Below are 21677 nucleotides of genomic sequence, written 5' to 3' on the forward strand. Positions count from 1 at the left end.
AAGATTATTGTTCAATATTTCACTTCAACAATAAATGTATCAGGACCCGTCTGGACATGACTGCCGCCCTTAGGCTCAATACTTGCTTTAATTCGCTTCAAGTGGCTGAAGTCCTTCCCTTGAATTAGAACTCGGGTTGATCCCTCCTCAATCGGAATGATTTCATGTTGAATATCATCGTTATTATAAAGAACCCACAGCTGGTAGTCATAGTTATTGAATGATTGTAACCCATGTACTTCTAAAAACATTTGGTCTGTCATTTGATTAATCCATACGTTTCCCATTACCTCTTCCTCGTTTGACACCGGAATAATACTTAATTGTTGGGTATCCGGTTTTTCCCGGAAATCTTGGATATTCCCTTCATGATAACGGGCAATTTGAAAGGAATTTTGCTCCGTATTATCTTGATTATAATAAACTAAACCTATAAACAGACAAACTATTACAGCTAAGGAGGCTATAGAGAAAACCCTTTTGCCTGATATTGACTTCTCTTTTCGTTTTTGTTTCGCTTCAAAGCTTTCCCATATCTGTTCCTTCAATTTAGGAGAAGGATTATAAGGTTGTTCTTTCTCTGTAAGAAGGAGATTTTGCCAATGATTGAACACTTGTTGACAGTTTTTACATTCTTCTATATGCGCTCTTACTTCCAATTCCTCATTAGGAGGTAAATCACCCAATACGTAATCAATGATTTTCTGCTCAGATATTGAACGCTTACATACCATTGTTCTTTTCACCCCCACCTGATTGGACCCAGTTGAGTAAGGATTTCTGTTTTCGCAGATTATGTAAACCGTAGCGAATAAGTGACTTGATGGATCCTAATGGTTTATTCATGGTGCTCGCTATTTCCTTATGCGTTTCTCCCTGAAAATAAGAGCGAATAATAGCTTCTCGTTGCTCATTTGGAATAGCCTTTAGCGCCTCGATAATAATCGACTGCTCTAAATGTGCAAGAAAGGTAACATCTGCGCTTTTTTCCTCTCCACTCAATAATTCTTCTAGTCTATTGGTTAATAGTGCTTTCTTTTTGCGCAAGCGATCTAATGATCGGCTTTTTGTTTTCACCGCCAGCCACGCTCTGACACTGCCTTTTACCGGATCATATTGATCCGCCTTCTGCAATACTTCCAGAAAGATGTCATGACATAGATCCTCGGTTTCTCCATGATCCTTCGTATACTGGAAGGCAATGTTGTAAACAAAATGAATATATTTTTCATAAAAAATATCAAAGGAATGACGAGAACCTTGAGAGATACTTTGAAGTAAATGGATACTTTCTCGATTTTCATCCATGGTATACCCCCCTTAATAACGCTCTTAATAAAGGCTATTCAAAAAGTTCAATAAAAAGGAAACTTCGACTAAGTACCGACACGCCTATGGACAACATGAAAGTTAGGACAACACGTTCCAAGTCTACTCCTTGATTGTACTAATGTCGGACGTTTGCGATTGACATCAGTGCTTTTATCCGCGTTGGTCCTTTTTAAACATCGATCTTAATAATATTTTACATTTTTTTTCGTTTTAGACAAATCCAAAATGAAATAGACTGCGTATCCAATATGAATATTAAAAAAGTAGGGGGAATTTATCATGCTCAAAAGAAGGTTCTTTTCATTGTTCACCATTGCCATTTTTGTAGTTGGGTCACTTTTCCAAGTGGATCGGGCCTTTGCCCTAGACAACATCTCTTTATTTTCAGCTTATACAGGGGTAACGGCTTCACCAGGTGAAAAGATGAATTATGATGTAGATGTCATCAATAATGGCTCATCCATTCAAACGATGTCTTTCTCGATGGAAGGATTGCCAAAAGGATGGGATTATTCCATTAGTTCGAATGGAACAAATATACAAGAGCTATCGGTAAAGGCTGACAGTGAAACACCGATAACAGTGGAAATCTCCGTCCCACTTGATGCCGATAAAGGCGATCATGAATTTCAACTAGTCGCAACAGATGGAAACAGTAAATCCTCTGTTCCATTATCCATTTCCGTTAAGGAACAAGGTTCTCTTAAAACAGAATTAACAACAGATCAAGCAAATATGGAAGGACATGCAGACTCAACCTTCTCTTATACAGTCTCGTTAAACAATAAGACAACAGAAACGCAAAATTACGCTTTAAGCAGTACCGCTGATGATAGTTGGCAAGTTCGTTTTGTATCAGATTCAAATTCTATCACATCTATTTCATTAGAACCTAACACTTCTGCAGACATCACGGTTGAAGCCACTCCTCCCAAAAATGTAGAAGCAGGCACTTATGATATTCCTATTACGGCAACGACCAATGATTCAAGCTCAGAATTAAAGTTGGAAGCGGTTGTAACAGGGTCGTATGATATAGAAATTGGCACGAAATCAGAAGTATTAAGTGATACGATAAACGCCGGCAGTGACAAAACCGTTGAACTTGTGGTCAAAAATACAGGGACTTCTCCATTAACAGACATCGAACTCACAGCTGAGACACCATCTAACTGGGAGACAGATTTTAAAGAATCCACAATTGCTGAGCTGGAGCCAGGTAAATCGAAGACCATCAAAGTAAAAGTATCAGCACCAAAAGATGCGATTGCCGGAGACTATGTCACGACCTTTACGGCAACCACTGATCAAGCAAGTGCTGATGCTACCTTTAGAATGTCGGTTGAAACTTCTACCTTATGGGGAATTGTCGCTGTCCTTATTATCGCAGCAGTAATTGGTGGCCTTTATTTAATCATTAGAAAATATGGGAGGAGATAATAGTGACAGAAGCGATCATTGAGCTAGAGCAGATTACCAAAAGCTATCATAATCATGATGCCGTTGATCATTTATCTCTTTCTATTTATAAAGGGGAAGTTTTCGGCTTACTGGGGCCTAATGGAGCTGGAAAAACGACGAGTATTTTAATGTTGCTTGGTTTAACGGAACCGACCTCTGGTCGTGTTGAAGTAGCTGGTATAAATTCAACAAAGCATCCAATTGAGGTGAAAAAGAAAGTCGGTTATTTACCAGATAATGTTGGTTTTTACACCCATATGACGGGGATGGATAATTTGTTATTTACAGCAAGATTAAATGGCATTCCGAAAGCAGAGGCAAGAGAAAGAGCCACAATATTGCTAAAGAAAGTTGGGCTCTTGGATGCAGCAGCTAAAAAAGCTGGGGAATATTCAAGAGGGATGAAGCAAAGACTTGGTCTTGCGGATGTACTGATTAAAAATCCGGAGATCATTATACTTGATGAGCCAACGTTAGGCATTGACCCTGAAGGGGTACGCGATTTTCTACAATTAATTCAAGAGTTGAATAAGAAGGAAAACATGACGGTACTCTTATCTTCTCATCATCTCCATCAGGTTCAACAAGTATGTGATCGTGTCGGTATTTTCGTAGACGGGAAATTGCTTGCCCAAGGGGATTTGTCAGAATTAAATCGTCAGCTCTTTATTGAAGATTCGATTGTGATTGAAGTGACTGCTTCACCATTTGATGACAAGCTTATCACGAATATTAAAGAAGTAAGGGGTGTCACCAAGCTGGAAAAAATTCAAGACAATCGGTTCGATATTCATTGTCAGGCGGACATATCTCCTTTACTAAGTCGAGTGATCATTGAATCAGGCTCAGATCTTTATCAATTAAACCGAAAAAATTTTGGATTGGATGAAATCTATCATCGTTATTTTGAAGGACGTGAAGTAAATGAGCCTAACTAATATCCAAAAAACGATTGGAAAATTTGCCGAAAAAAATAAATCGAAGCCTAAAGGAGAAAGGGATACTATAAATAATAATATATTCTGGGGATTTGTTGGAAAGGAATTTACAGATTATCTTTCAAGCTGGAGAATTATTATTCTCTTAGGGATTATCTTGTTAACATGTATCGGTTCTCTATATACGGCGGTGTCTACAATTTCAGAAGCCTTAGAATCCTATGAAGACGCCAGTCAAATTGGTCGAAACGCCTATTTATTCTTGCAAATCTTTACGGTTTCAGATGGAACGTTACCATCCTTTGTATCCTTTGTCAGTTTTCTCGGTCCTCTATTAGGGATTGCCCTTGGATTTGATGCAATTAATGGGGAAAGAAGCAGAGGAACATTAAGTAGATTAATGGCCCAACCGATCCCAAGAGACTATGTAATCAATGCAAAATTCACGGCTGCCTTGCTAATCAATATCATTCTCTTTTTCGCCTTAGGCTTGCTTGTAATGGCCTTCGGAATTCTAATGCTGGGCATTACACCCAGTTGGGATGAATTTTTAAGGGTCATGAGCTTTATTGTTTTGATTATTGTTTATATCGCCTTTTGGCTAAACCTATCGATTCTCTTTTCAGTTATTTTTAAGCAACAGGCAACATCTGCATTATCAAGTATTGCAATTTGGCTATTCTACAATGTGTTCTTCTCAATCGTGGTGAAGCTGTTCACGAATTCATATTTAGGCAATGCCACAACACAAGGAGAATACGTATCACGCTATAATGCCATTCTAAATGTCTATCGCTTTTCGCCCAATTATTTATTCCAAGAAATGACGAGTGTATTACTATCTCCCACAACCAGGAGTATGAGCTTGATGACGATGGAACAAGTCTCTGGTTCCCTCGCCAGTCCTTTGAAGCTTCAGGCAAGCCTATTGCTAGTTTGGCCCCAAATCACCGGACTCATCGCAGCGACACTCATTTGTTTCGCTATCGGGTATATCGTCTTTACAAGACAGGAAATTAGGGCAAATTAGGAAGCAGACTGGATAAGAGAAACCTTATCATTAGAGTCTCTCTCAAAACGCTAATGATAAGGTTTTTTATAAAGGTAATATTTCCACAAAGACTATCCCGATTTTAAAGAAAATAGGATTTTTATAAGTTAGTTACCTGCCAATTTCTCTTTATTTTCTTGCCATTTTTGTGTTTTAAATTCTAATAATTTATCATATCCTACAGCCTGGGCATCTTTTTCGGCCTGGTCAAGAATATTTATGACTTCTTGTTCACTTTTCGCATAAAGTGCCTTTGCTCTAGCTTCGTCATAAATTTCATTTATACGTTGTTCTGCCATCCCTTCTTCTGTTTCTGGAAGTGGAGATAGATTAGAGAATTCAGTACCATTTCCTTGTGTTTCCCAGGTAATATTCATTTGGTATTTTGTTTCCCAGTTTTGTTGATCTTCTGGTAACGTCATTTCAAAGGCTGTTTTCGATTTATCGATATAGACAGTATTACCAACCCATTGGAAAGCGTCCGTAGTATTCATTAGTTTAGAAAGATTTTCAACATCTGTTAAATATTTATCAGTAAATACTGGCGCTTCATCAATACCTTCAACAGCTTGTGTTCCTTCCCAGTATAAACCTACAGGTCCCCAGAAAATAGTACGTTGCCCTTCTGGTCCTACCATCCAATCATAAAAAGCAAAGATTGCTTCAGGATCTTCAGCTGCTTTTGTAATGACATTTACGTTCCAGCCAAGTTGATTCCAAGTTCCTGGAGTAATGTTATCTTTATTCAATCCTTCTTTATGGATTGGCCAAATCATTTTAAGACCTGCATCTGGGTCTTGAGCTACTAATTGCGTATGAGCCAAGCTTGCAGATTCAGTAGGACTGCTATCTGCGAATACCGCAAAATTACCAGAAACGATCTTTTCTTTTACTTGTTCGGCGGTTTGAGACAAAGTATCTTGTGAGATTAATCGTTCACTAAAAAGCTTATTCATATAAACCATTGCTTCCCTAAATACAGGATCTGTAAATATAGATTCTAGTTTATCACCATTTGGTACAATATGATTGCTCATGAATAGGTTTGGATGCTCTTCTCCAAATGCGGAATATAGAACATCAAGTCCTCCACCTTGTCCTGCTTCAAACGGAACTACATCAGGATATTCTTCTTTGACTTGCTGCAAATAGGCATATAGATCATCAGTTGTTTCCAAATTAGGTGAACCAAGTTCTTTATAAATTTTATCATTTACAACATAACCTGTATTACCGTTTGGTTCTGTTGTATACCAGTTAGGAATACCATAGACATGTCCATCCTCTGCTCGCAGCATGTTAAGTGTAGACTCTCCAACCCATTCCTTAATGTTTGGATATTTCTCAATATACTCATCAAGTGGAACTAACATATCTGCTTCGCGAAGTCTATCTAAGTCCGCGTTACGATCTAACATTATAACATCCGGGAGGTCATTACCAACAATCATCGTATTGAATTTTTGGGCAGCATTTCCACCAGAACTAATAGGCTTTACATTGACTTTTTTGTTTTCTTTAATCCACTCTGTGGCAGCGTCTTCTCCCCATGGTGGCATTGTGTACCAATCATAATGACCATACATGGTGTATTCTAGTTCTCCTTCACCCAGAACAAAGCCTTCCCCCTCGCTATCGGAGTCTTTTGATCCTCCACCAGCACTGCCTTTTGAGCAGCCAGACAATATACTAAAAACCATGAGTAAAGCAACTAAAGACAAAGATAAAAATTTCGACTTGTTTCTCATTTCTTTTCCCCCTTGTAATTTTTTTATTTAAAACTTGCGTCTTAAACCAATTTGATTACCCTTTCAAAGATCCAACCAATACTCCTTTAACGAAATATTTTTGTACAAATGGATATACGCAGATAATCGGTATTGTTGCAACCATCATAGTTGCCATTGAAAGGGACTTTGTTGAGACTGATTTTAGTTTCTGCATATGCGCTGCAGCTGTTGAATCAGCCTGTGCCATTTGCTCCGTCATGATATTGGAGCTGAGAATTTGCTGTAACATCGTTTGAATTGGCAATAATTTTTGATCTGAGATATAGATGCTTGGAGAGAACCAATCATTCCAATGATATACAGCCGTAAACAAGGATAATGTTGCGATAACCGGGCCAGATAGCGGTAGGACGATTCTGAAAAATGTACCCCAATATCCACATCCGTCAATTTTAGCCGATTCCTCCAGTCCTGCAGGCAAGGCTTGGAAGAAGGTTCGAAAGATGATCATATTCCAAACGCTAACAAGTCCTGGAATGATCATTACCCAAAATGTATTGAATAGTCCCAACCCCCTAATCAATAGAAACGTAGGGATCAAGCCACCACTGAAAAACATTGTGATGACACAAAAAATCATGTAGTAGTTCTTGCCGATCAGTTCTTTCCTCGACATTCCATACGCGAAGATCGCGGTAAATAAAACGGCTGTGACTGTTCCAATTACAGTTCGAAAGATAGAGATAAAAAAGCCATGAAGGATACGAGAGTCCTGGAATACGATCGCATAATTGTCCAAGGAAAATACCCTTGGCCAAAAAGTGACTCCACCTTTCATCGTATCGACACCACTGTTAAACGAGATAACCAATGCATTCCAGAACGGATAAAAAGTGATAAAGGCTAAGATTGTAAGTATGATATAGATGATAATCGACATAATTCGATCACCTGTTGTCATTTTTAACATGTAGAATACCCCTCTCCCCTTTTTCTCACCATAAACTACTTCCTGCCTTTCTTGACATGAAGTTTGCCATCGTGAGCAAGCCTACACTAATAATCGCTTTAAATAATCCAACTGCTGTGGCATAAGAAAATAGTGAGTGCTGAATACCTCTACGATAGACATATGTATCCAATACATCGGATACATCCCTCACAACAGGGTTGGAACCTAAAAGAAGAATATCTTCAAATCCGGCATTCAATAAATCCCCAATTGCTAAAATCATAAAAATCAAGATGACTGGCAAAATCGAGGGAATGGTAATCAAATACATTTGCTTAAATCTGTTCGCACCATCAAGAGCAGCTGCTTCATAAAGCTGCTGGTCAACACCAGCAATGGCAGCCAAATAAACAATTGATCCGAAACCAATATCTTTCCACACATTCGTTGTGACTAGGATTGTCCAAAAATACTTCGGTATGCTTAGAAAACCAATTGGTTCATCGATCAAACCAATTTTTTCCATAACAATATTTAGACTCCCATTATCCGTAGACAATAGTGACATGACAAATCCTGATACAATGACCCAGGAAAGGAAGTGAGGTAGATAACTCACCGTCTGAACAACGCGTTTAAATGCCATATTCCTGATTTCATTCAGCATTAAAGCAAGAATGATTGGCGCCGGAAATCCAATGAAGAATTTGAGGAAACTAATCACAAGTGTATTTCTCATTACTTGTGAAAACTCGGGTGCGGTAAAAAACATATTGAAATGTTTCCATCCAACCCAAGGACTGTCAGCAATTCCCTTAAAAATGTTGTAATCTTTGAAGGCCATTACAATTCCGTACATCGGAATATAACTAAAGATAAAGATGAAAATGATTGCGGGAATAACCATTAACTGAAGTTCCCATTGATTCATAAGATTAAAAAAGACTGATTTCTTTTTTGGCACAATCATGACATCTTTATTCACACCCACCTTTGCCATATAATATCCTCCGGTTCCTTCTAATTTTTTTGCTTTCTCTCATTTGAAACTAATGTTTAAAGTAATTGAACAGTACAAATTTCTTCGTTTCCTAGCTGCTCATGTAGTATTAGCTTTAGTATGAACTTCTGTGAAAAGCGTCCATATCTATTGCCAACACGGAAGCCAGCACGTCCTGTGCAAGCCCGCTGCCCGAAAGCTCCCCTTGCCTTTGATGCACAGGATATGCTAGCTCCAACTATTAACGTTAGTGACTTTAACCGATTGGGTCTTTTTCATGGTGCTTGTAAGAACTTGGGGATTTTAAATACATGATTTTAAAAGTTGTAACGTTTTTATTCATCATGATGTTATAACAAATTTTTATGAACCAATTCTTATTTAATGAAAGTTTGGTAAATAATCTTTATTAGCTGCTAATATTTCATCTAATAACGGTTTAGCGGATTTTAATGATCCAACTAACGGGTGAATAACTAGTGCTTGTAAGGCCTTTTCATAATCCCCGTGAACGGCAGCCTCTATAGTGAGCTCCTCATAAGCCTTTACTACTTGTAACAACCCTCTTATCTGGGGTGTGATGGGAGTAGTGATCTGCACAGGTGTCGCGCCCTCCGAATCGATTACACAATTGACCTCTACAGAAACATTATTGGGCAAGCATGGAATCACGCCCTTGTTTTGCACATTTACAGTTTGTATGTCTTTCTTGCTGTTATAGATGGATGTGATTAATCTTACAGCGGCTTCAGAATAATAAGCGCCGCCCCTCTTTTCCAATTGTTCTGGTTTATCACATAAATTTGGGTTTTTATATAGCTCAAACAGCTCTTTTTCTACTCGCTTTACAACTTCAGCCCTAGTGCCCTCTGTATTTACAGATTGAACTTGATCATTGTACATCTCTTCTTTTAAATAAAAATATCGATGATACGCACATGGCAGCGCATTCAATGAAAGCAGAAACTCTTTACTCCAATCAAAGTTTGGTATGTTTTTCATCGTCAACCCTTTAGAAGAGGCAGCCTTATTTAAAATATCCTTTGTAACATCAATGCTGTTAACAAGTATTTTGGTTGTCCAAATTAGATGATTTATTCCTACTACTTCAATGTCTATCTGTGAAGGATCCACATTATATATATCGGCTATTTGCATTTTTGTCCCAATTGGCAGGTTGCATAATCCGATTGTTTTTACGTTCGAATATTTAAGCGCAGCCTCAGTTACAATACCTGCAGGGTTTGTAAAATTTAGCAAGAATGCATCTGGGGCCAATTCCTCGATTTCTTTACATATTTCTAAAATCACTGGAATTGTGCGTAAAGCTTTTGCAAATCCACCTGCACCAGTCGTTTCTTGGCCAATCAAATTATGCTTCATGGGAATTCTTTCATCTTTAGCTCGTGCATCCAATTGTCCCACTCTTATTTGTGTTATTATAAAATCCGCGTCTTTAATGGCACTCTTTCTATCAAACGTTAGGTACACATTAACCGGGACACCCGCCTTTTCTAACATCCTTTTGGCAAGCGCGCCAATAATTTCGAGTTTCTCTCTTCCTTCTTCAATATCTACTAAGTATAAATCTCTGACTGGCAGCTCATCAAAGCTTTCAATAAATCCCTCTATTAACTCTGGTGTATATGAAGAGCCTCCGCCAATAACGGCTATTTTTAGATGTTCTTTTTTCAATCTTGATATCCCCCATATTGTATGAATTTTTCTTCCACCTCTAAAGTTGTCGGAATACCTAAACGGTCCATTCCTAATAAATTTGCTCCATATACAGGTTCCATTTTAGGTGTGATGAACTCGACCTCGTGATACTCTTCTACAATGGTTTTTCTTAGCGCATTTAACAATGATGCACTTCTACCTTTTTGTAAAACGCTTCCAATTAAAACAATTGGAATGGGTCTCCTTGTAAACTCTCCTAATCTTTTAATTACAGACTTAGCAGCCCTTCCTAGCTCGGTTCCCATCTTTTCAAGAATATGTATGGATAATTTATCACCTTCCTTTGCAGCCTCATGCAAAACAATCGTTAATCCATTAGAGACTGTATCTATTTGGTTATCTAAATAATAATCTATGAGTTCTTCCATCGAAGCAAATCCCAAAAACTTAGGGACTTTATTGACAAGGCTTGAAGGTATTTCCCTTTGTTCCCATGATCGAATACTTGCTCGGAACGTTTCCAATGCAAGATGAGAACCGCCTGCCTCATCTCCAAACATATAACCAAATCCACCTGTCTGTACACTTGTACCATTGCTCGTTCTTCCAGCTGCATTTGTCCCAGTTCCACAGACTAAAGCAACCCCCTCATTATCCCGACTGCCTGTCCTTAAACCAATCATTGTATCACAGACTAAATCCCAACTTTTTAAGGGTATTCGCTTTAAAGCCGGCTCAATAATTTGAAAGTCTATAGGGCGATCCGCTCCTGCAAGTCCATACTGAGTAAAATCAATTTCATGATAGTCTAAGCCGCCATCTTTTAAGGCAAGATCAATAGCTTCCTTAATGTTTAAGTATGCTCGCTCCATACCAATCGTTTGATGATTTGCCTCTCCCGATAAACCGCTTCCAATTTTCCGCCCGTTATGGTCAGTAATAACCGCATAAGTCTTTGTACCGCCCGCATCCACCCCCATAATATAACGACACATACATGCACCACCTTTTTTATTCAATTATAATACTAGTAAAATTGAACCTTTTGTTACATATTCTATTAAGTTGTTACAACAATAACGATATGGTATCATTGTTGTAACAACTAGTCAATCAATTCTTTTAAAACAGAGAGAGGTAATCTAAATAATGAATATAGATAAAAATAACAATAAATCTGGCATCGCGCTGTATTCCTTGGTTAAAGACGAAATTATTGAATTAATAAAGTCGAAAAAGTATGTGGCAGGTGATCAATTACCAACAGAGAATGAATTTTGTAAAATGTTTGATGTAAGCAGAACGACAACAAGAATAGCACTGCAACAACTCGAACTAGAAGGTAGAATTTACCGTGCACAAGGAAAAGGTACCTTTGTCTCAGAATCCAAGGTTAAACAATCTCTTTCCAGCACTGATAAAGGCTTTACACAGCAAATGCTGGCCCAAGGGGTTCGTCCAAAAATAAAAGTGGTTAGCTCACAAGTTGTGCCCGCAACTGAAATATTAGCTACAAACCTATACCTTAAAGTTAATGATGCTATTAATAAACTTGTACGAATCCGCTATGCAAATGATGAGCCTATTCAATACGAAGTTGCTTATATCCCTTGGGGGATCGCACCAGGATTAGTTGATGACGATTGTCAAGGCTCTCTTTATCATTTATTACAATCAAAATATGATGTCAACATTCTCAGAACGGTCGAAACAATTGACCCCATTCTTGCAGACGATTATATTTCGTCTACTCTACAGGTTCAATTAGGTGCTCCCTGCTTATCCATTGAAACAACGGCATATACTGATAATGATATACCCGTCGAATATTCTTATGCTGTTTTTAGAGGTGACCGTTCAAACTTTACTGTTGAACGAAACTACAAGGATATAAAACGAGAGAAAAACTAAGTATCTTACTAGATTCTATTAGTGGACATACCACTACATTGCGTTAAAGCCCCGTGTTATGGCATGATAAGTTTATCTACAACAGTGACCTGAGCAACTTATGAGAGGGGTAAAACAGTGGCACATCGATATAAGACCTATTCCCTTGATCAATTACAGGAAGAAGTTGACATGCTAAAGGGAAAATTAGAACAAGCGCAGTTGGAAGACAGAACGAATCATATTCTAGTCTATACACGAAAAATAGAGGTTGTCCGTTCCTTCATGTTAGACCCAAATCATTTTCAAGTTGGTGACATATTCGAGATCATCGATGAACCAGGTTATTTATTTGAAATTACTGAAGTCAGCGGGGTAACAGCTTGGGGATACAAAATCGATAAAGAAACAAAGAAGAAGGATGTAGAACAGCGCGGCAAATTGCTAGCCCAATTAGGCAAGACAAGCGAATGCCCCTGAACGCATTTTCTCCGTTTTTATGCATAAAGAAACAAATACAGGGTAAATAGAAAAATAGAACAAATTTTTCTATTTAGGAGTTGATCGTTCATGTCAGATACACTATTTACGTCAACAGCAACCGCTACAGGTGGTCGCGAAGGTCATGTCCATTCATCAGATAACGTCATTCAATTTGATACAGCTCAACCAGGAAGTGCTAGAGCCAAGGAATTAGAGCAATCGACAAACCCTGAACAATTATTTGCAGCAGGATATGCTGCTTGCTTTGATGGTGCCTTACAATTAGTTGCCAGCAAAGAACATGTCAAGTTCTCATCAGAGGTCACAGCCAATGTAAGCCTAATGAAGGATGAGACAGATCAAGGCTTCAAACTGGGTGTTACACTGCAAGTGAAAGGAACAGACATTGAAAAGGACAAGCTAGAGGACTTAGTCGAAAAAGCTCACCAATTCTGTCCTTATTCAAAAGCTACTAGAGGCAATATTGAAGTGAAGTTAGAAGTACTATAAAAGGATGTTCAACAGGCTTGGAAGAAACGACATTGTGAATTTTTTCAATCAGCAGTTGTAATTCGCGACATCATATCGTTTTGCCTGTACCAAAACGTCCTCCCCTAAACCGATCGGGAATAAATGTAATGAACTAGAGACTGTAGACACTGGATAGCTCTACAGTCTTTTTATCGTGGAAACAATTCCTACAATAACTTTTTAATTGCATTGAAAAACTTCCAATTCTCTCAGTTTCTTTTTGAATTTTATTTCTCCTCTACGGATGGATTTAAGCTAGCGCTAGAAATTCCAGTTGAATTTCCCCATCCAACATGATAAAGTTAGCTCCATAAAAAGTCCTATAGTAAGGGGTGTGAAGGGGTATGGGGACAAGTGGTTTCATGAGAGGCTTGTATAGCTTTTCTGTGTGGGCGGTAAAATTTGTTTCACTTAATGCGCTATGGTTAATCATGAACATTCCGATTGTGTTTCTTGTTTTGAATGTATTGGCTGCAAAAACAGCTGATCATTTACTCATTAATATGATGACGATTGTTCTATTGATCCCATTTATATTATTTCCCTCTATTACTGCCATGTTTGGCATTGTCCGGCAATGGATTATGGGTAATACAGAGATCAAGATCCTATCTTCTTTTTGGAAATATTACCGCGAAAATTACCGACGAAGTCTATTAGGTGGTTTGATTATCGCTCCACTTACTGCCATTTTGATGATCGATTACTTTTATTTCGCCGGGGCAAATTCTCCACTTTTTTATATTTTTCTCTTTGTCGGAGTATTTATCTTCGTCTTTGTTATGCATTTTTTCTCTAATACTGTGCATGTTGATCTGAAGTTTTCTACAACATTAAGAAATTCCTTTCTACTTTCTGTAGGTAGTCCAGTTTATACAATTGGGATTGCCGCTAGCAGTTTCATCATTATCTATCTTAGTATGAAAATAGCGAGTGTTTTCATCTTTTTAGGGCTAGGCTCTTGCATCGCATACTGCAGCTTTTATTTATATTACAAGAGTCAAAGTAAAATGCTAGAACAAAAATCTTGATCGTTTCTTTTATGTATGCGTTGACACAAGAAATGGGAAGTGGTAAATTAATCATAAATAAAAACGTTTTTATTTAAGGAAGGTGAGTATGATAAAAAAAATAACCATTAAGGATGTGGCAAGAGAGGCGAATGTGTCGATCTCTACTGTATCCAATGCATTAAATGATATAAATGTACTCCACCCTGATACAAAGGAACATATTTTAAGGGTGGCAAAAAGTTTAAATTACATCCCTAATGTTCATGGAAGAAATTTGAAGTCAAGAAATACAAAAACACTTGGACTCTTTTTAAGAAGTATAAAAGGCCCTTATTATGGAACCCTGATTGATTCCATCGCAAATGAATGCGATAAGTTCGGATACAATTTGAGCGTATTTATCACCAAAAATGAAAGCGCCACAATTAATAATATCTTGGGGAGACAAGTGGATGGGGCTATCGTGCTGAACGAATGGCTTACGGAAGACAACCTCGATTTATTGGAAAAATCGTCGATCCCTCTAGTCTTTCTTGATCGAGAAAAAGTAGGCAGATATGTTTCTAGTGTAGTGTTCTCGTCCTATAAAGGGGGAGAAATGGTTGCCCATCATTTGCTGCAGCTTGGGCACAAGAAGATAGGCTATATACATGGAGTAGAAGATCAATATGATGATAAGGAAAGATTTAAAGGGTTTCAAGATGTTCTAGCAAAAGCCGGGATTTCACTTGAGGAAAAGGATTGTCTGTATGGGTCCTTTGAAGAGGATACAACATTTGATGCTGTGAAGCAATTCATCCAAAGCGGAAAGGAACTACCCGATGCTTTCTTCGCTGCCAACGATCTTAGTGCAATTGGGTGTATTAAAGCCTTACAATCTGAAGGGTATGCAGTACCTCAGGATATAACAGTTATCGGTTTTGATGATATTGAGCTTAGTGCCTATTTTAATAATGGTCTCACAACAGTCAGAAACCCAATTGTAAAGCAAGGTGTCAAAGCAGTAGAGAGATTATTAAATATAATCGCAAACAAGGAAGTAGGAAAGTTAGATAAATTAGATGGCGAATTGATTATTAGAAATTCATGCTCACCTAATAAACAAATAACCTCGGACATAATTAATTAAAGCTGCTATGACGTCAGTTTAAACGAAAATAAAAACGTTTTTATATTTTTTGGTTATTATAAAAACGTTTTTATTAACAAAGGAGGCTTTTTCATGGGGAATAAAACCTTTTTGGGAAGACTAAAAAATGAGCTCCCACTACAATTAATGGTTTTACCAGGTGTTATTTTTATGATTATCTTCGGATATCTACCGATCTACGGATTAATCATCGCTTTTAAGAGTTTTTCTGTGACAGACACCATTAGCTCCGCTCCATGGGTAGGATGGGAAAACTTCAAAATTGCTTTTACTGATAAATTCTTTTGGGAGGCTGTTGTCAATACATTAGCAATTAGCTTTATCAAGCTATTGATTGGCTTTATTTCACCTATTATTCTAGCAATTATGATTTTCGAATTAAAGGATGGCAAGTTTAAAAAAATGGTCCAAACGATTTCTTATCTCCCCCACTTCCTCTCATGGGTCGTTCTCGGTGGGATGTTAATCAGCTGGCTGTCAACAACAGGTCTATTAAGCACATTATTAGTAAATATTGGCCTTATGGATCAGCCCCGAAACTTTTTAGTCAATGCCAATAATTACTGGGCCATCGCGTCGCTTTCCGAAGTGTGGAAAAGTGTTGGTTGGGGGACGATCCTATACTTAGCTACTATGGCAGGCATTGACCCATCTTATTATGAGGCCGCTAAAATGGATGGCGCTACAAAATTACAACGAATTTGGCATGTAACATTGCCAAATATGAAGTTCATCATTATTTTGATGTTTATCTTAGCAGTCGGAGGGATTCTGAATTCCAATTTAGACCAAACTTTAGTCTTGATAAATCCATTAAATGCCTCAAAAGCTGAAGTCATTAATTCATATGTCTTTAAAATTGGGTTGGCACAAGGGGACTTTTCGTATGCAACTGCTGTTGGACTAGCCATTTCCGTCATCTCCTTACTTCTAGTTTTAATTACACATGCGGTTACTAAAAGACTAAATGATAATAAATCCGTATTTTAAGAGGTTGTTCAAAATGCCCAACAAAAATGACACGTCGAATTTCTGCGTTGCTGACAGCACGTCAGTGCCTTTAGCCGACTTGATCCTTTTTATCGGACCTTTTGAACACACACTTTAAGAAAGGGAGTGATTGTTTTGGCTAAAAAAAGAAATGAAGTTGTCGAAGATAGAATTTTCAATATTGTCAATATTACATTACTAAGTTTATTTACCGTAATTATCTTTTATCCAATATGGAATATCGTTGTTCAATCCTTTAGTAGTTTGGATGCGCTATCAGATTCTGGATTAAGAATTTGGCCAAAAGAGTTTTCGTTTGAAAGCTATAAGTTGGTCTTTAATGATGAAACGATTTGGCGCTCTTTTATTATCTCAGTCTTAAAAACTGTGCTCGGTGTTCTCACCCACGTATTTTTCACAGCAATGGTAGCGTATGGAATGAGTAAAAGTAATATTCTGGGGAGAAATATCTATACGGCCTTAGGGATAGGAACACTGTTCTTTAGTGGCGGGATGATCCCGACTTATTTATTGATTAGATCTCTAGGGTTGTTAGATAGCTTTTGGGTTTATATCATCCCTTCCCTATTTAGCTATTATGACATGATCATTATGATGAACTTCTTTAGGGAAATACCTGATTCGATGGAAGAAGCCGCCAAAATGGACGGGGCCGGAGTATGGAAGATATTCTTACGAATTATCCTCCCGCTTTCGATGCCAGTCTTAGCAACAATCGCTTTATTTAATGGGGTCTTTCAGTGGAATGATTATATGACTGCCAAACTCTATATTAGCAGTGAAGCACTCTATCCAATTCAAATGAAGCTTTATGAGATTATTGTCCAACAAGAAGCGGCTAATATGCAAAATGTTACAGCCTCAGTTGTAATTCCAACAACTTCACAATCAGTACAATTGGCAACGATTGTAATCGCTACAATTCCAATTGTGATGGTGTACCCATTTTTACAAAAATATTTTATGTCAGGCATTATGATTGGTGCTGTGAAAGAATAAGTATCCGTTTTCGTATAGAGGAGGTGAGACATCCATAAAACATACTCAGCTGTTAGATACTTTGAGCATTTAGGTAAAAAACATAATAGGGAGGAAATAAAATGAGAAATAGACTTAGCCGAATGAATGGAAAATGGGCATTTATCTTAGTTGCTTTCGTAATCGGGCTTGCCGCATGCTCAAATGGTGGTGGGAATACACAAAAAACAGCCAAATTGGAAGATGCTAGATATGAAATAGATGAAGAAACACCTGCTTGGGAATTAGATACACAGGAAAACACCGAATTGACCTGGTATGTTAATGGCGATTGGTTTAATACAGAGTACGGGGAAGATCCGATAACGAAAACCTTAAAAGAAGACTTAAAATTAGATGTGAAGTTTATAAAAGGGGATGACGAAAAACTGAACACCCTCTTTGCCGGGAAAAAAATGCCCGATCTTATTACAATCTTTGATGGTAATTCAGATGTTGCAAAGAAGGCTGAATCATGGGCTCTACCTTTGCAAGAATTAGCTGACAAGTATGATCCTTATTTTTACAAAGTCGCCCAAGAACAAACTTTAGACTGGTACCAATTAAGTGAAGGTAAATCATATGGTTATCCTAGTTTCTCCAATACAGCTGAACATTTTGAAAATGGCCAAGTTCATGGAAATGATGGATTTCTCATTAAAGAAGATATTTATGAAGCAATTGGAAAGCCAGATATGTCAACACCAGATGGTTTACTAGCTGCATTGGGAGAAATCAAAGAAAAGTTTCCAGAAGTCACTCCTTTCGCCTTTAAAGGGTTTGCCTCTGAAGGTGACGCTGGCTCACTGAGTGGAACATTGCAAAATTTCTTAGGGATCCCTATTCAAACAGAAGATGGTGAGTGGTATGACCGTAACCTAGATGAAGATTATTTAGACTGGATTAAAACCTTCAATGAAGCATTTAAAAAAGGTTATATAAGTGAAGATAACTTCTCGGATGACAATACCGTTTTTGAAGAAAATATCGCAAGTGGAAAATACGCTAGTGTTTTAACTGGAGGAATTGCACAATTATCCGGCTTTTTACAGCGTAATTATGAAACAAACCCAGATAGTAAGTATATTGCCATCGATGGGCCAAGCATCGGAAACGAGCCAATGCTTGAACAAGCGGGACCATCGGGTTGGTCTGTTACCTATATTTCGAAAGACGTGAAAGATCCTGCGAAAGCGATTCAACTGTACACCTATCTATTGAGTGAAAAAGGGCAATATTTGACAACCTTTGGTGTAGAAGGGGAAACATTTGAATTTAATGATGATGGAAAAGCAGTTTTACTTCCAGAGGTTAAAAAAATGAAGGATGAGAACCCAGAAGAATTTAAAAAGAAATATCGCATGGGCGAGTTTTGGTTTTTTGGACATGATAGTTTTGAATTAGAAAATGGAGAAAATGACCCACCTGAATCTATTGTTCAAATTAGAAAATGGGCAGAAGAATATTTATCCCCAGAATACTTTGTGCTGGCTAATATTGATCCTGATCAAGGAACAGCTGAAGCCCGCAGTCTCGTAAATATTAAATCTAGATGGGCATCAACCCTTGCGAATCTATTGACTGCCAAAGACGAAAACGAGTTTAATAAAACCCTTGATAGCTATAAAAAGTTTTTAGATGAAAATAACTTTGATGCAATTGCCAAAATTCGCAATGAAAAAATGCAAGAAAACAAAGAAAAGTTAGGCTGGGAGTAAGTTTTAAACCGAATCAAGGATGGTCACCCCCTCCTTGATTCTTTATTCATATACTAGAGCTGAGTTTTTTAGACAAAGTGAATCTTCAATCAGTGACGCACAGGATTGTGCTAGTGCAGATGTGGCGGTTGTTGCCGCGAAATTAGTCTGCTTCCTCATCCCCACTGATTTCAGAGGATCCAGGGCTAAGATCGCAAGCAGAAATTGTAGATTTGCTAGGCGCTTAGGGCAGCTATCCCCCCTACGCTTCTCTGTATTCTCTCAAGCCTTGATCTGGGGATATTACTGCCCGTTAATGCGGGATAAAGGAGAAAAAAATGGACAACATAGGTACTTTACAATCGACATTTACTTTTCAAAAGATTGATGGAAAAATGATTCCTTTCCAGAACGGAATACCTTATCCATCATTTGAACCACAACAACGACAAATCTTCTCACTTTCAGGAAAATGGCAAAAGCATCGTTTTGCAGCTGACCATAACTGGACCATGACCCTTCGTGATGACGATTGGATCGCTAAAACGGAAAAAGATAGTCAAGGAATTCCCACACGAGGTTTTGATGATTCAAACTGGGAAACACATACCATTCCCTTACCTGAAAATAAATTAACAGGCAAAGCAGAAATCAATGGCGCCGAAACATATGAAAATGGTGTATGGTATCGCAAGGTTTTTTCGCTTAATGATGAATGGAAGGAAAAAGAGATAACATTAAAATGTTTAGGCTTATCCTATGTGGGTGATTTTTGGATAAATGGTCAATATGTTGGCTATCACGAAGGTGGATATACTCCCTTTTCCTTTGAGGTGACATCCTTCCTGCAAACAGGCGAAAATCTGATTGCGATTAGGATTGATAATCCACCTTGGACATCACGTGACGATATTGTTCCTGCTGTGAATAATGATTTCTTTAATTATACAGGGATCATCCAAGATATATTTCTGGAAGCGACCAACAGTGTTCAAGTCGTGAGAACAGATATTGTCCCAAAAGATAAAATGGGAAATGTAGATATAACAGTCATAGTAGAAAATAAAGGGAATGAGACGAGAACGCTTTCCTCTTCCTTTTCAATCTACGAAACAGACTTTACTCATACAAATTGGCTTACAGATCCAAGTGCAAAGAGCATTTGTGGACAAAAGGCAAAGGTTAAGGGATTACCCGGACAAACGATTCAATTGTCCCCTCATGAGGTGAAGGTTATTTCGTTTGAAATATCCATCCCTAACCCTAAAGTTTGGAGTATTCGAGCGCCCCATTTATATGTATTCGCGACCGAGCTTTACGAAAATGAACAGGAAATAGACTCCTTTTATACGCAATTTGGTGTTAGAAGAATTGCGACTGAAAAGGCCCATATTCATTTAAATGATGAACCGATTTTCTTAGCAGGCGTCGCAAGACATGAAGATTGGCCTGGTTACGGCCGAACAGCTTGCTGGGATCGGATAAAAAGTGACTTTTTAAAAATTGAGAAGTTATCCGTTAATATGGTAAGAACAGCACATTATCCTAATCATATTTATACCTTTATTCTACTCGATCGCCTTGGGCTAACAGCTATGGGTGAAATTCCGCTTTGGCAATTTGAAACACATCATTATCAAATTCAGGAAGAACGCAGCATCTCTTACCAAATGTGGCGAGAAATGATCTTTTCTAACTTTAACCGCCCTTCCATTATTATGTGGAGCACGCAGAATGAATCAAAGGATGTTTCATTACGAAAAAAATACAATGAGAATTTAGTCCATGAAGTTAGAAATACGTATGATGATAAAAGGCTTATCACCCAGAGCGCCGCAGCGGATCAGCCAGGAGCACACGATGATTCAATGGAACCATTGGATGTAGCAGGCTGGACGATGTATTTTGGGATTTTCCATGGTAGTACGCCCTATGAAGGGACAAGGAATTTTATAGAAAAGGCTCATCAAAAGTGGCCAAATAAACCAATTATCAACACAGAATATGGAATATGGAGCAACGCTGATAATAGTCTCTTACAAAAACAAGTCGAGATTTATCAACATGTCCAGCAAGCCTTATTAGAAAAGGCAACAGTAACCCCAGAGGGAATCATCAATCAAAATGGCTATGTTGCTGGTATTGATTATTGGACGGCTTTTGATTGGTATGTCAATCATAATGAGTTCTACCAAACGATGGGGATCTACCATATGGACAGGCAAACAAAAAAACCGCTATATGACGAGTTTATTAGAGATCATCAGCGATTAATCAAACAAACAAATGGTATCGGGAAAGCTCAAGCAGATCTGTTTGAAAAAACGTTACCTGTACAAACAAAACATGCGCATCCAGGTCAGACTAACATCCAGTTTGCCGATGGACAAGATCTTCAGCCCTTTCATTATCTTACGATAAAAGTACTCGATCCGATATCAGCAGATGGGTTTACGGTTGAACTAACCAATCGTGATGGACAAACAGCTTCCTATCAAACCTTTAACATTGAAATCAACCAGGAGTTTAATGTGTTCATCCCCCTATGGGTATTACCAGCCTCCGTTCTATCTAATATCCACTCTATTCGCATCTTATGTGAGGAGGAGCGGCAGCTAGAAATAATCGAGCTCACAAGCGCAATGGGTGGAAGCTAATATTCACTAATCCATGAATAGGAATGATTATCCGTATTCCTATTCATGGTATTTCTTATCGTTTATTGAACTATTAAGGACTTC

19 protein-coding genes are annotated in these 21677 nt (G+C 38.0%); 12 read left to right on the forward strand and 7 right to left on the reverse strand.

Annotation, left to right across the window (positions count from 1 at the left end):
• Positions 1-11 precede the first annotated feature (11 nt).
• Together KI375_RS13755 and KI375_RS13760 are read right to left on the reverse strand one after the other, a co-directional pair.
• On the reverse strand, positions 12-734 hold the full coding sequence (locus KI375_RS13755; protein WP_212974053.1) for a zf-HC2 domain-containing protein: 723 nt from the start codon (positions 732-734) through the stop codon (positions 12-14).
• Positions 724-1308 (reverse strand): RNA polymerase sigma factor, encoded by a 585-nt coding sequence (locus KI375_RS13760; RefSeq protein ID WP_212974054.1) that lies wholly within the window; start codon positions 1306-1308, stop codon positions 724-726. The genes KI375_RS13755 and KI375_RS13760 overlap by 11 nt, the downstream gene beginning before the upstream one ends.
• 303 nt (positions 1309-1611) lie before the next feature.
• Here KI375_RS13760 and KI375_RS13765 point away from each other — a divergent pair, with 303 nt between their 5' ends.
• The 3 genes from KI375_RS13765 to KI375_RS13775 are packed head-to-tail and all read left to right on the forward strand — an operon-like array spanning position 1612 to position 4761.
• A complete protein-coding gene (locus KI375_RS13765; RefSeq protein ID WP_212974055.1) occupies positions 1612-2772 on the forward strand; it encodes a COG1470 family protein in 1161 nt (386 codons plus the stop codon).
• Positions 2772-3731, forward strand: coding sequence for an ABC transporter ATP-binding protein (locus KI375_RS13770; protein WP_212974193.1), 960 nt, complete (start codon positions 2772-2774; stop codon positions 3729-3731). The genes KI375_RS13765 and KI375_RS13770 overlap by 1 nt, the downstream gene beginning before the upstream one ends.
• Positions 3718-4761, forward strand: coding sequence for an ABC transporter permease (locus KI375_RS13775; RefSeq protein ID WP_212974056.1), 1044 nt, complete (start codon positions 3718-3720; stop codon positions 4759-4761). The genes KI375_RS13770 and KI375_RS13775 overlap by 14 nt, the downstream gene beginning before the upstream one ends.
• Before the next feature lie 128 nt (positions 4762-4889).
• Here the strand turns inward: KI375_RS13775 and KI375_RS13780 are convergent, their stop codons facing one another.
• The 5 genes from KI375_RS13780 to KI375_RS13800 all read right to left on the reverse strand — a co-directional run bounded on the left by KI375_RS13780 (position 4890) and on the right by KI375_RS13800 (position 11139).
• Positions 4890-6530 carry an extracellular solute-binding protein gene (locus KI375_RS13780; protein WP_212974057.1) on the reverse strand — a complete coding sequence of 547 codons (1641 nt, stop codon included), beginning with the start codon at positions 6528-6530 and terminating at the stop codon, positions 4890-4892.
• Between the two features lie 55 nt (positions 6531-6585).
• Positions 6586-7482 (reverse strand): carbohydrate ABC transporter permease, encoded by an 897-nt coding sequence (locus KI375_RS13785; protein ID WP_207447374.1) that lies wholly within the window; start codon positions 7480-7482, stop codon positions 6586-6588.
• A 25-nt stretch (positions 7483-7507) separates the two neighbouring features.
• Entirely contained in the window at positions 7508-8464 is a 957-nt protein-coding gene (locus KI375_RS13790) for an ABC transporter permease (RefSeq protein ID WP_212974058.1), read from the reverse strand.
• 381 nt (positions 8465-8845) lie between these two features.
• Entirely contained in the window at positions 8846-10159 is a 1314-nt protein-coding gene (locus KI375_RS13795) for a 6-phospho-beta-glucosidase (protein WP_212974059.1), read from the reverse strand.
• A complete protein-coding gene (locus KI375_RS13800; protein ID WP_212974060.1) occupies positions 10156-11139 on the reverse strand; it encodes an N-acetylglucosamine kinase in 984 nt (327 codons plus the stop codon). The genes KI375_RS13795 and KI375_RS13800 overlap by 4 nt, the downstream gene beginning before the upstream one ends.
• A gap of 154 nt (positions 11140-11293) precedes the next feature.
• Between KI375_RS13800 and KI375_RS13805 the strand changes: the two genes are divergently transcribed.
• The 9 genes from KI375_RS13805 (at position 11294) to KI375_RS13845 (ending at position 21593) form a co-directional block, all read left to right on the forward strand.
• Positions 11294-12055, forward strand: coding sequence for a GntR family transcriptional regulator (locus KI375_RS13805; protein ID WP_212974061.1), 762 nt, complete (start codon positions 11294-11296; stop codon positions 12053-12055).
• Positions 12056-12172: 117 nt separating this feature from the next.
• Complete coding sequence (locus tag KI375_RS13810) at positions 12173-12514, forward strand: DUF1811 family protein (RefSeq protein ID WP_212974062.1); 342 nt, start codon at positions 12173-12175, stop codon at positions 12512-12514.
• A 90-nt stretch (positions 12515-12604) separates the two neighbouring features.
• Entirely contained in the window at positions 12605-13027 is a 423-nt protein-coding gene (locus KI375_RS13815; RefSeq protein ID WP_212974063.1) for an organic hydroperoxide resistance protein, read from the forward strand.
• A 365-nt stretch (positions 13028-13392) separates the two neighbouring features.
• On the forward strand, positions 13393-14079 hold the full coding sequence (locus tag KI375_RS13820) for a YesL family protein (RefSeq protein ID WP_212974064.1): 687 nt from the start codon (positions 13393-13395) through the stop codon (positions 14077-14079).
• A gap of 88 nt (positions 14080-14167) precedes the next feature.
• On the forward strand, positions 14168-15190 hold the full coding sequence (locus KI375_RS13825; protein ID WP_306419822.1) for a LacI family DNA-binding transcriptional regulator: 1023 nt from the start codon (positions 14168-14170) through the stop codon (positions 15188-15190).
• 93 nt (positions 15191-15283) lie between these two features.
• Entirely contained in the window at positions 15284-16201 is a 918-nt protein-coding gene (locus KI375_RS13830; protein ID WP_207447383.1) for an ABC transporter permease, read from the forward strand.
• Positions 16202-16336: 135 nt separating this feature from the next.
• Entirely contained in the window at positions 16337-17221 is an 885-nt protein-coding gene (locus tag KI375_RS13835) for a carbohydrate ABC transporter permease (RefSeq protein ID WP_212974065.1), read from the forward strand.
• Positions 17222-17322: 101 nt separating this feature from the next.
• Positions 17323-18957, forward strand: a complete 1635-nt coding sequence (locus KI375_RS13840) for a type 2 periplasmic-binding domain-containing protein (RefSeq protein WP_212974066.1) — start codon at positions 17323-17325, stop codon at positions 18955-18957.
• A 317-nt stretch (positions 18958-19274) separates the two neighbouring features.
• Positions 19275-21593, forward strand: a complete 2319-nt coding sequence (locus KI375_RS13845; protein ID WP_212974067.1) for a glycoside hydrolase family 2 TIM barrel-domain containing protein — start codon at positions 19275-19277, stop codon at positions 21591-21593.
• The last annotated feature ends 84 nt before the right edge of the window (positions 21594-21677 follow it).

Source organism: Bacillus sp. J14TS2 (genome assembly GCF_018333015.1).
Lineage (GTDB): Bacteria > Bacillota > Bacilli > Bacillales > Bacillaceae_C > Lederbergia.

Bases quoted from the DNA above. Each gene is read 5' to 3' on its own strand.
- KI375_RS13755 (WP_212974053.1), bottom strand. From the start codon at position 734: ATGGTATGTAAGCGTTCAATATCTGAGCAGAAAATCATTGATTACGTA.
- KI375_RS13760 (WP_212974054.1), bottom strand. From the start codon at position 1,308: ATGGATGAAAATCGAGAAAGTATCCATTTACTTCAAAGTATCTCTCAA.
- KI375_RS13765 (WP_212974055.1), top strand. From the start codon at position 1,612: ATGCTCAAAAGAAGGTTCTTTTCATTGTTCACCATTGCCATTTTTGTA.
- KI375_RS13775 (WP_212974056.1), top strand. From the start codon at position 3,718: ATGAGCCTAACTAATATCCAAAAAACGATTGGAAAATTTGCCGAAAAA.
- KI375_RS13780 (WP_212974057.1), bottom strand. From the start codon at position 6,530: ATGAGAAACAAGTCGAAATTTTTATCTTTGTCTTTAGTTGCTTTACTC.
- KI375_RS13785 (WP_207447374.1), bottom strand. From the start codon at position 7,482: ATGTTAAAAATGACAACAGGTGATCGAATTATGTCGATTATCATCTAT.
- KI375_RS13790 (WP_212974058.1), bottom strand. From the start codon at position 8,464: ATGGCAAAGGTGGGTGTGAATAAAGATGTCATGATTGTGCCAAAAAAG.
- KI375_RS13800 (WP_212974060.1), bottom strand. From the start codon at position 11,139: ATGTGTCGTTATATTATGGGGGTGGATGCGGGCGGTACAAAGACTTAT.
- KI375_RS13805 (WP_212974061.1), top strand. From the start codon at position 11,294: ATGAATATAGATAAAAATAACAATAAATCTGGCATCGCGCTGTATTCC.
- KI375_RS13815 (WP_212974063.1), top strand. From the start codon at position 12,605: ATGTCAGATACACTATTTACGTCAACAGCAACCGCTACAGGTGGTCGC.
- KI375_RS13820 (WP_212974064.1), top strand. From the start codon at position 13,393: ATGGGGACAAGTGGTTTCATGAGAGGCTTGTATAGCTTTTCTGTGTGG.
- KI375_RS13825 (WP_306419822.1), top strand. From the start codon at position 14,168: ATGATAAAAAAAATAACCATTAAGGATGTGGCAAGAGAGGCGAATGTG.
- KI375_RS13830 (WP_207447383.1), top strand. From the start codon at position 15,284: ATGGGGAATAAAACCTTTTTGGGAAGACTAAAAAATGAGCTCCCACTA.
- KI375_RS13840 (WP_212974066.1), top strand. From the start codon at position 17,323: ATGAGAAATAGACTTAGCCGAATGAATGGAAAATGGGCATTTATCTTA.
- KI375_RS13845 (WP_212974067.1), top strand. From the start codon at position 19,275: ATGGACAACATAGGTACTTTACAATCGACATTTACTTTTCAAAAGATT.